Genomic DNA, 7,133 nt, shown 5'->3' on the forward strand with positions numbered 1-7,133 from the left:
GCTAAGGGTGCTAACTACATTGATTTTAGTAAGTAGTCCCCGCGTGTGCGGGGGTGATCCCTGATGCAGCGATTGCTTTGCCAATTCCTGCAGGTAGTCCCCGCGTGTGCGGGGGTGATCCTTCTGATTTTCCATTTTCTTGAAATTCTAGTGTGTAGTCCCCGCGTGTGCGGGGGTGATCCTAAAAACAAGTAAAACTCATATCCCACTAATTGGTAGTCCCCGCGTATGCGGGGGTGATCCTACAGTTTCCGCAAGCTCGATGTTTGCCTCGATGTAGTCCCCGCGTATGCGGGGGTGATCCCTGATAGACAAGGACCACATAGAGCAGTCTTTGGTAGTCCCCGCGTATGCGGGGGTAATCCTATATCATTAAAAGCAATTAAACCTGAAATTAATCAAGATAGGATTGATGGTATAGTTAATAAAATAAGTGAGTATGATGACTTTAAAGAGGGTAAATGGTTATTAGAAGAACCGATTAAAAACTTCACACAGAGCATAGTTGATGACACAATTAAAACAAATGCAGACTTTCAATATAAATCAGGGTTAACTCCTAAGATAGTGAGAAAAGAAGTTGGCAGTTGTTGTGACTGGTGTAAAGAAGTTGTTGGCGTATACGAATACCCTGATGTTCCAAAAGATGTTTATAAAAGGCACAGATTCTGCAGATGTACAGTTGATTATTTACCAGGCGATGGAAGAAAACAAGATGTGCATACTAAGAAATGGATAGATGCTGATAAGAACGATGAAATTCAAAAAAGAATTAAGTCCAGTGAAGATATAAGAGAGAGTAATAAGCTTGTTAAATTGTGTTTTAGAGAAAACATAGAATATAATGCAGTTAAGTTGAATAAAACAAAAAATACAGAAGAAGAAATCATAAAAAAACTTGCAGGTGGAGATGAAACAAAAGGTTCTTGTTCTTCTCTTGCTTTTGCCTATATTGGGAACAAAGCAGGCTTCGATGTTTTAGATTTTAGAGGTGGTAAGAGTTGCGATATATTTGCAAATTTTAAAAATATCGAAGAGATTTCAAACTTAAATGGAGTTAAGAGTTATGTAGAAAAGCATACAAATGATTTGAAAGCTGTGAAAAAATTGTTTTCGCGCGTTAAATCAGGAAAAGAATATTATTTAGCAACAGGAGAACACGCTGCAATTATACGAAAGACTGAAAAAGGTTATGAGTATTTAGAATTACAATCGCCTGAAACAAAAGGGTATCCGCTTAATGGGTTTACAGAACTGAATGACAGAGAGTTAATTAGTCGGTTTAAATGTAAGAAGAGCCATTCTTTAAAATACATTGGCAAAATAGAAGCTAATAGTATTTTAATTGATACCGAAAGTTTATATGAAAACACTGAATTTCAGTCTTTATTATGTTTTATAAATACCGAAAATAAGTCTCAAATGAAAGGAAGTAAAGGACATGTCAGGTAATAATAAAGAAGATGTTTTTTACGAAGATGAAAACTATATTTATGCTGATTGTTATATAGCTGGATATGAAGATTTTTATAAAGATAAGGAAAACAAAGATAATAAAATTTGGTGGACTAGAAAAATTGATACCATTGGACAGCTTAATATAAGCTTTGATAGAAAAAAATTTACAACTTGTTTGAAGATTATCCATATAATATGTCTGAAGAAGAAATTGAAATATTTGAAAAAGAAGAGCCTTATTGGGCAAACTTTTTTGCATGGAGAAAACAAAAATAAATTATAAAAGCACATTGACAATGATGTTAGATGTGCTTTTTTAATGCAAATAATCGTGAGTTAATTGTGTAAAAATCACACGCAAATTCACACGATTAATTTTATAAAAGGAGTTTGATATTTTGAAAAATATGGAAGTCAAACTCCCACTAAGTCGGTAATTTTAGATTATAAAAAATCGCTAGGGAATGAGGCAGTAGAGCTTTATAAAAAGACTGGAAGAAGTCCCTTTCCTTGGCAAGAAAAAATGGTAAATGATTTGTTTGCCATAAATGATGAGGGTCTGTGGACTCACTCCAAGTTTGGTTACGCAGTTCCAAGAAGAAATGGGAAAACCGAAGTGGTCTACATGGCTGAACTTTGGGGACTATTTCACGGACTAAATATTTTACACACAGCTCACAGGATCTCAACATCTCATTCATCTTTTGAGAAGCTAAAGAAATATCTTGAGGATATGGGACTTGTAGACAAAGAAAACTTCTCATCAATTAAAGCGAAAGGGCAAGAAAGAATTGAACTCAATGAATATGGTGGAGTAATACAATTCAGAACCAGGACATCTACAGGTGGTCTCGGAGAAGGCTTTGACATGCTTATTATTGACGAAGCTCAAGAGTACACAGATGATCAAGAGTCTGCTCTTAAATATACAGTTACAGACTCAGACAATCCAATGACCATAATGTGTGGGACTCCACCAACAATGGTTTCAGGGGGACTGTATTTACAAAATACCGTGAGTCAATCCTATCTGGTGGAAGAAAGCACAACGGTTGGTCTGAATGGTCTGTAGAAGACATGAGTGATATTCATGATAAAGACTTATGGTATCTCACAAATCCATCAATGGGTTATAAATTAACAGAAAGAGCAATTGAAGAAGAAATTGGTCCAGATGAAACAGACTTTAACATTCAAAGGCTTGGCTTATGGTTAAGATATAATCAAAAATCTGCAATTTCTGAATATGAGTGGAAAGCTTTGAAAGTTAAGAAGCTACCTACTCTTAAAGGCAAATTATATGCAGGAATAAAATTTGGTAAAGATGGAACCAATGTAGCCTTATCAATTGCAGTTAAAACTTTATCAAACAGAATATTTGTTGAATCAATAGACTGTCAAAACATAAGAAATGGCGATTATTGGATGATTGATTTTCTTAAAAAAATTGATGTAGAAAGAATTGTAATTGATGGTGCTTCAAGGCAAGAAATTTTATCAAAAGAGTTAAAGGAAGAAGGACTTGGAAATGTAATCTTACCGACTGTAAAAGAAATAATAATTGCAAATTCAATGTGGGAAGAAGCTATTTATCAAAAAACTTTATGCCACATGGACCAACCTTCACTTACTCAAGTAGTGACCAATTGCGACAAAAGACCAATTGGAACAAGTAGTAGGTAGTCCCCGCCTTATGCGGGGGGTAATCCTAAGAAACTTAAAAAGGGTAATAAAAAAGAGCTACTAGAATTAATAATACTTTTACTCAATCTGTTAATCGCCATTATCGGATTAATAAAAGAATTTTTAAAATAGTAACTCCAAGAGATGGGAATTCCCTCTCTCTTTAAGGGTATTATATTATAAAGTCCCCATTGAGTCAAAATGAAAAAAAAGAGATACGAATATAATTTTATTAAGCTTAATCATAACGATAAATGCGATAGTATTTTTAAGGACCTCGGAGTAGCTAGTAACATATTGGTTATCATTCTATGTTTACTATTAATAGTTAAAATTAAGGCAAAGTGAAAAAGTTTAGTAGTCTCCGCGTATGCGGTGGTAATTGCCATGTTTTTGTGTTTTTTCGTATTGAATAGCTCTATTACAAGGTTTCTTTTTATATTTCAGCATTTTCTATACTAAAGAAGCACATCCAACTTATTATTGTTAGAGTGCTTCTAATCCTTATATTCTTTCATATATTTTTTTAGTATTCCCCTAGGGTCATCTATATAAAAAAATTTCCCGCCTAAGTTATTCGGCTCACTGAGTGCATATATGTAATCTTCCTCAGTTTCATCAACAACTTTTAAGGTATTATTTTTATCAAAAACAATATTATATTCTCCATTATTTACAAAACTTAAAGGATCATCAGGTCCAATATATTTTACTTTGCCAACATACTCCAAAGGAATTTCTTTATCAAATTCTGATTGATATACTTGGATTGTTTTCATTATTTTCCCTTTCTATGTTTTAATTTTATTTTATATTGATTTCCAGCCTTTTCATACCAATGAACATCAAGGATATACTTTGTACTTTCTATTTTACCAACTTTTTCCTCGGTCCACGAGCGTGAAAGTGATCCTATTATACTTTATTTTTCTAGCTTGTACATTTGTAGTCCCCATATGTATGTAAGATATTTAAAGTGACTAATATAAAAGTTATAAATGCTTTTGTAAAACCTAAACTTTTGGAGCTTTTTATCAAAATTAAAACAATAACTTTTTTTAAATGTAAAATCTTATATAATTGTAAATAGTGTTATATTTATTATCTAAAAAGGTGAGCAAATGATGAAAAGAAATAGAAATTTAAAAGTTATTGCTGCTGTATTTGCAATTGCTATTGGGGTTTTATTAAGTGGAGACTTTATAGGCAACGAAAGTTACAACAGAAACTTTTTTAATAAGATTGATAGTATTTTTGGAAGTAAATATGAGGTTACTGAAAAGAGTCCCTACTATGATATAGATAAAAATCCGCCACAGTTTTCTTATGATGATTTGAAGATGAGACCTGATTTTGAACTTTATTCGGATTTGGATAAGTTAAATCGAGTAGGGCCTGCCAATGCCCTTATTGGTCCAGATTCTCTACCAAAAGTGCCAAGGGGAGATATTTCAAAGGTTTATCCTACGGGTTGGCATCAAAAGTTTTATGATTTTGTTGAAGGCGGAGCAGTTTATAATAGGTGTCATCTCATTGCTTATCAGCTCACTGGAGAAAATGATAATTGGAAAAATTTGATGACTGGAACTAGGTCTTTTAATGCAAAGGGTATGCTCCCTTTTGAAAATGCTGTTGGAAATTACATTAGAGACACTGGCAAAAAGGTTCGATATAGAGTCACACCTATTTTTGTAGGAGATGAGCTTGTGGCAAGAGGGGTAATTATGGAAGCCTATAGTATTGAGGACCATGGTAAAAAGATAAATTTTAGAGTTTTTGTGAAAAATATTGAAAAGGGTGTTTGGATTGATTATAAGACTGGAAGGACAAGACCTTACAAGAATTAAAGATACTTGGCAAAACTTAATATTTGTAATTTTATAAAAGCCTTGTGGCTTTTATTTTTTTGAAAGTATAAAAATTTGAATAAAAGTCATAAGAATTATTGACTCTCGCACAACTTGTGTTATAATGCTTAAAGCAAAAAAAGGAGAATAACATGAGACTTAGAAAAAAACATTTTGCTATTCCTGAGATGCGTGAAAATCCTTATGTATTTTTTAATGGAGAAGAAAACAAAGGTAAGTGGAAAGATGTATTTGGAAATGACAATCCAATTTATCTTGAAATTGGCGCAGGCAAGGGAACATTTACTATAGAATCAGCAAAAAAAATAAAGATATAAATTATATAATGGTAGACATTGAGACTAATGCACTTATTTATGCTACTAGAAAAATCTTAGATGAAGAGCTTACAAATGTAAGGGCGATGCCAATTAATGCAGAAAATATCTTAGAATATTTTGACAAGGATGAGTTAAGTAGAATTTATATAAATTTTTGCAATCCATGGCCTAAGTTAAAACACAAAAAAAGAAGATTAACTTTTCCGAGATTTTTAGAAAAGTATAAAGTTATTTTAAAAGCAAAATCACAAATATATTTTAAGACAGATGACTTGGAATTATTTGAAGAAAGTTTAGATTATTTTAGTGATTGTGGCTTCTCAACATTAGTAGAAGAATTTGATATGAAACTTGAGGATTATCCAGAAAATATAGTAACTGAATATGAGAGAAAATTCAGAAAGTTAAATCAAAAGATAAAATTTGGTGTATTTGAATACTATAGAGACTGAACTTAATATTTAACACAACAACGTTAACTTAAATATTATCTAGATTGACAATAACTCATTAGGAATATATAATTATTTCAGGAGTTGAAGAGATGGATATTATTGAATTAAAAGAAAAAGTAAAAAATGGATATACTGTAACAAGAGACGAAGCAATAGAAATCTACAACAGTGACTATGAAGTTTTGACCAAAGCAGCAGATGAACTTAGAGAATATTTTTGTGGCAATGATTTTGATGTTTGTACTATAATAAATGCAAAAAGTGGAAAGTGCTCTGAGAACTGCAAATTCTGTGCACAGTCAGCACACTACAACACACATATAAAAGAATATGACTTGTTAGATGAAGAAACAATTGTAAATGACGCACTAGACAAGTACAAGAGAGGAATTCCAAGATACTCAATGGTTGCCAGTGGAAAGGGACTTACAGCAAAAGACATAGATAAAGTTTGTAATATCACAAGAAAAATTTATGAAAAAGCCCCTGGAATAAAAATCTGCATATCTGGTGGGATAATCTCTGAAGAATCCTTTGAGAAATTAAAGGATGCGGGGATAACACGAATTCACAACAATCTCGAAACATCAAGAAACTTCTTTCCAGAAATATGTACCACTCATACTTACGAGCAAAAGATCGACACAATAAAGGCAGCTCAAAAAGCAGGAATGGAAATTTGCTCAGGTGGACTAATAGGACTTGGCGAAGACTTTAAAGACAGAATAGATATGGCATTACAATTAAGAGAACTTGACGTTCATTCGGTGCCAGTAAACTTACTGAATCCAATAAAAAATACACCTTTAGAAAACAATAAACCACTTTCAATGGAAGAAGTAAATAGAACCTGTGCAACTTTTAGATTTATACTGCCAAAAGCACTTATAAGACTAGCTGGTGGACGTGCATTAATGGAAGAATTTGGCAAGTCAGCCTTTAAATCAGGAGCTAATGCAGCAATATCTGGAGTGCTACTGACTACAAAGGGAGCGAGCATAGAAGAAGACATGGAAAGATTTAAAGAACTTGATTATAAGGTAAAAGCAGTGTAAAAAAATTATTGAAATATTTATTGTAAAATACTTGACAAAGCAAGAGAAAAATAGTAATATAAAACAGCTGTAACAAATGCAGCTGTTATTTTTTTAATTAGATAATAAAAATTTAAAAAAATATAAAAAATAGTTGACATTAAAAGATTGAGATGCTAAACTATAATAGTTGTCTCACAAAGACAGCAGAGCTTTTGTAAAAGACAAGTAAAAACAATTAAAAAAATTGTAAAAAACACTTGACAAGAAGAAATTACAAGAGTACAATAAATAAGCTACTTCAAAGAGTAGCAA

The 7,133-nt window shown here is 32.3% G+C and carries 7 protein-coding genes and 1 pseudogene; 7 read left to right on the plus strand and 1 reads right to left on the minus strand.

All coding sequences use genetic code 11. From position 1 onward, the window contains the following. Window positions 1–297: 297 nt before the first annotated feature. From PTSHG_RS09985 to PTSHG_RS10170, 4 genes are all read left to right on the plus strand, one after another. Window positions 298–1,452 carry a hypothetical protein gene (locus PTSHG_RS09985; RefSeq protein WP_420329231.1) on the plus strand — a complete coding sequence of 385 codons (1,155 nt, stop codon included), beginning with the start codon at window positions 298–300 and terminating at the stop codon, window positions 1,450–1,452. Then, a complete protein-coding gene (locus PTSHG_RS09450; RefSeq protein ID WP_019108553.1) occupies window positions 1,442–1,741 on the plus strand; it encodes a DUF7675 family protein in 300 nt (99 codons plus the stop codon). The genes PTSHG_RS09985 and PTSHG_RS09450 overlap by 11 nt, the downstream gene beginning before the upstream one ends. A gap of 240 nt (window positions 1,742–1,981) precedes the next feature. Beyond that, window positions 1,982–2,530, plus strand: a complete 549-nt coding sequence (locus tag PTSHG_RS10165) for a DEAD/DEAH box helicase family protein (RefSeq protein ID WP_238318775.1) — start codon at window positions 1,982–1,984, stop codon at window positions 2,528–2,530. Window positions 2,531–2,535: 5 nt separating this feature from the next. Continuing rightward, the gene (locus PTSHG_RS10170; protein ID WP_238318776.1) at window positions 2,536–3,141 is read left to right on the plus strand and encodes a hypothetical protein; all 606 of its coding nucleotides are present in this window, start codon (window positions 2,536–2,538) and stop codon (window positions 3,139–3,141) included. Window positions 3,142–3,638: 497 nt separating this feature from the next. Here PTSHG_RS10170 and PTSHG_RS08915 read toward each other — a convergent pair whose 3' ends face one another. Further along, the gene (locus PTSHG_RS08915; protein ID WP_019108554.1) at window positions 3,639–3,920 is read right to left on the minus strand and encodes a hypothetical protein; all 282 of its coding nucleotides are present in this window, start codon (window positions 3,918–3,920) and stop codon (window positions 3,639–3,641) included. Window positions 3,921–4,262: 342 nt separating this feature from the next. Between PTSHG_RS08915 and PTSHG_RS08920 the strand changes: the two genes are divergently transcribed. The 3 genes and pseudogenes from PTSHG_RS08920 (at window position 4,263) to bioB (ending at window position 6,839) form a co-directional block, all read left to right on the plus strand. Next, window positions 4,263–4,988, plus strand: coding sequence for a DNA/RNA non-specific endonuclease (locus PTSHG_RS08920; protein ID WP_238318777.1), 726 nt, complete (start codon window positions 4,263–4,265; stop codon window positions 4,986–4,988). Window positions 4,989–5,140: 152 nt separating this feature from the next. Further along, window positions 5,141–5,781 (plus strand): annotated as a pseudogene (gene trmB, locus PTSHG_RS09460) (tRNA (guanosine(46)-N7)-methyltransferase TrmB). 92 nt (window positions 5,782–5,873) lie between these two features. After that, window positions 5,874–6,839 carry a biotin synthase BioB gene (gene bioB / locus PTSHG_RS08930; RefSeq protein WP_019108556.1) on the plus strand — a complete coding sequence of 322 codons (966 nt, stop codon included), beginning with the start codon at window positions 5,874–5,876 and terminating at the stop codon, window positions 6,837–6,839. Window positions 6,840–7,133 lie beyond the last annotated feature (294 nt).

The sequence above is a fragment of the Peptoniphilus senegalensis JC140 genome, from assembly GCF_000321025.1.
Taxonomy (GTDB): Bacteria; Bacillota; Clostridia; order Tissierellales; family Peptoniphilaceae; genus Peptoniphilus_A; species Peptoniphilus_A senegalensis.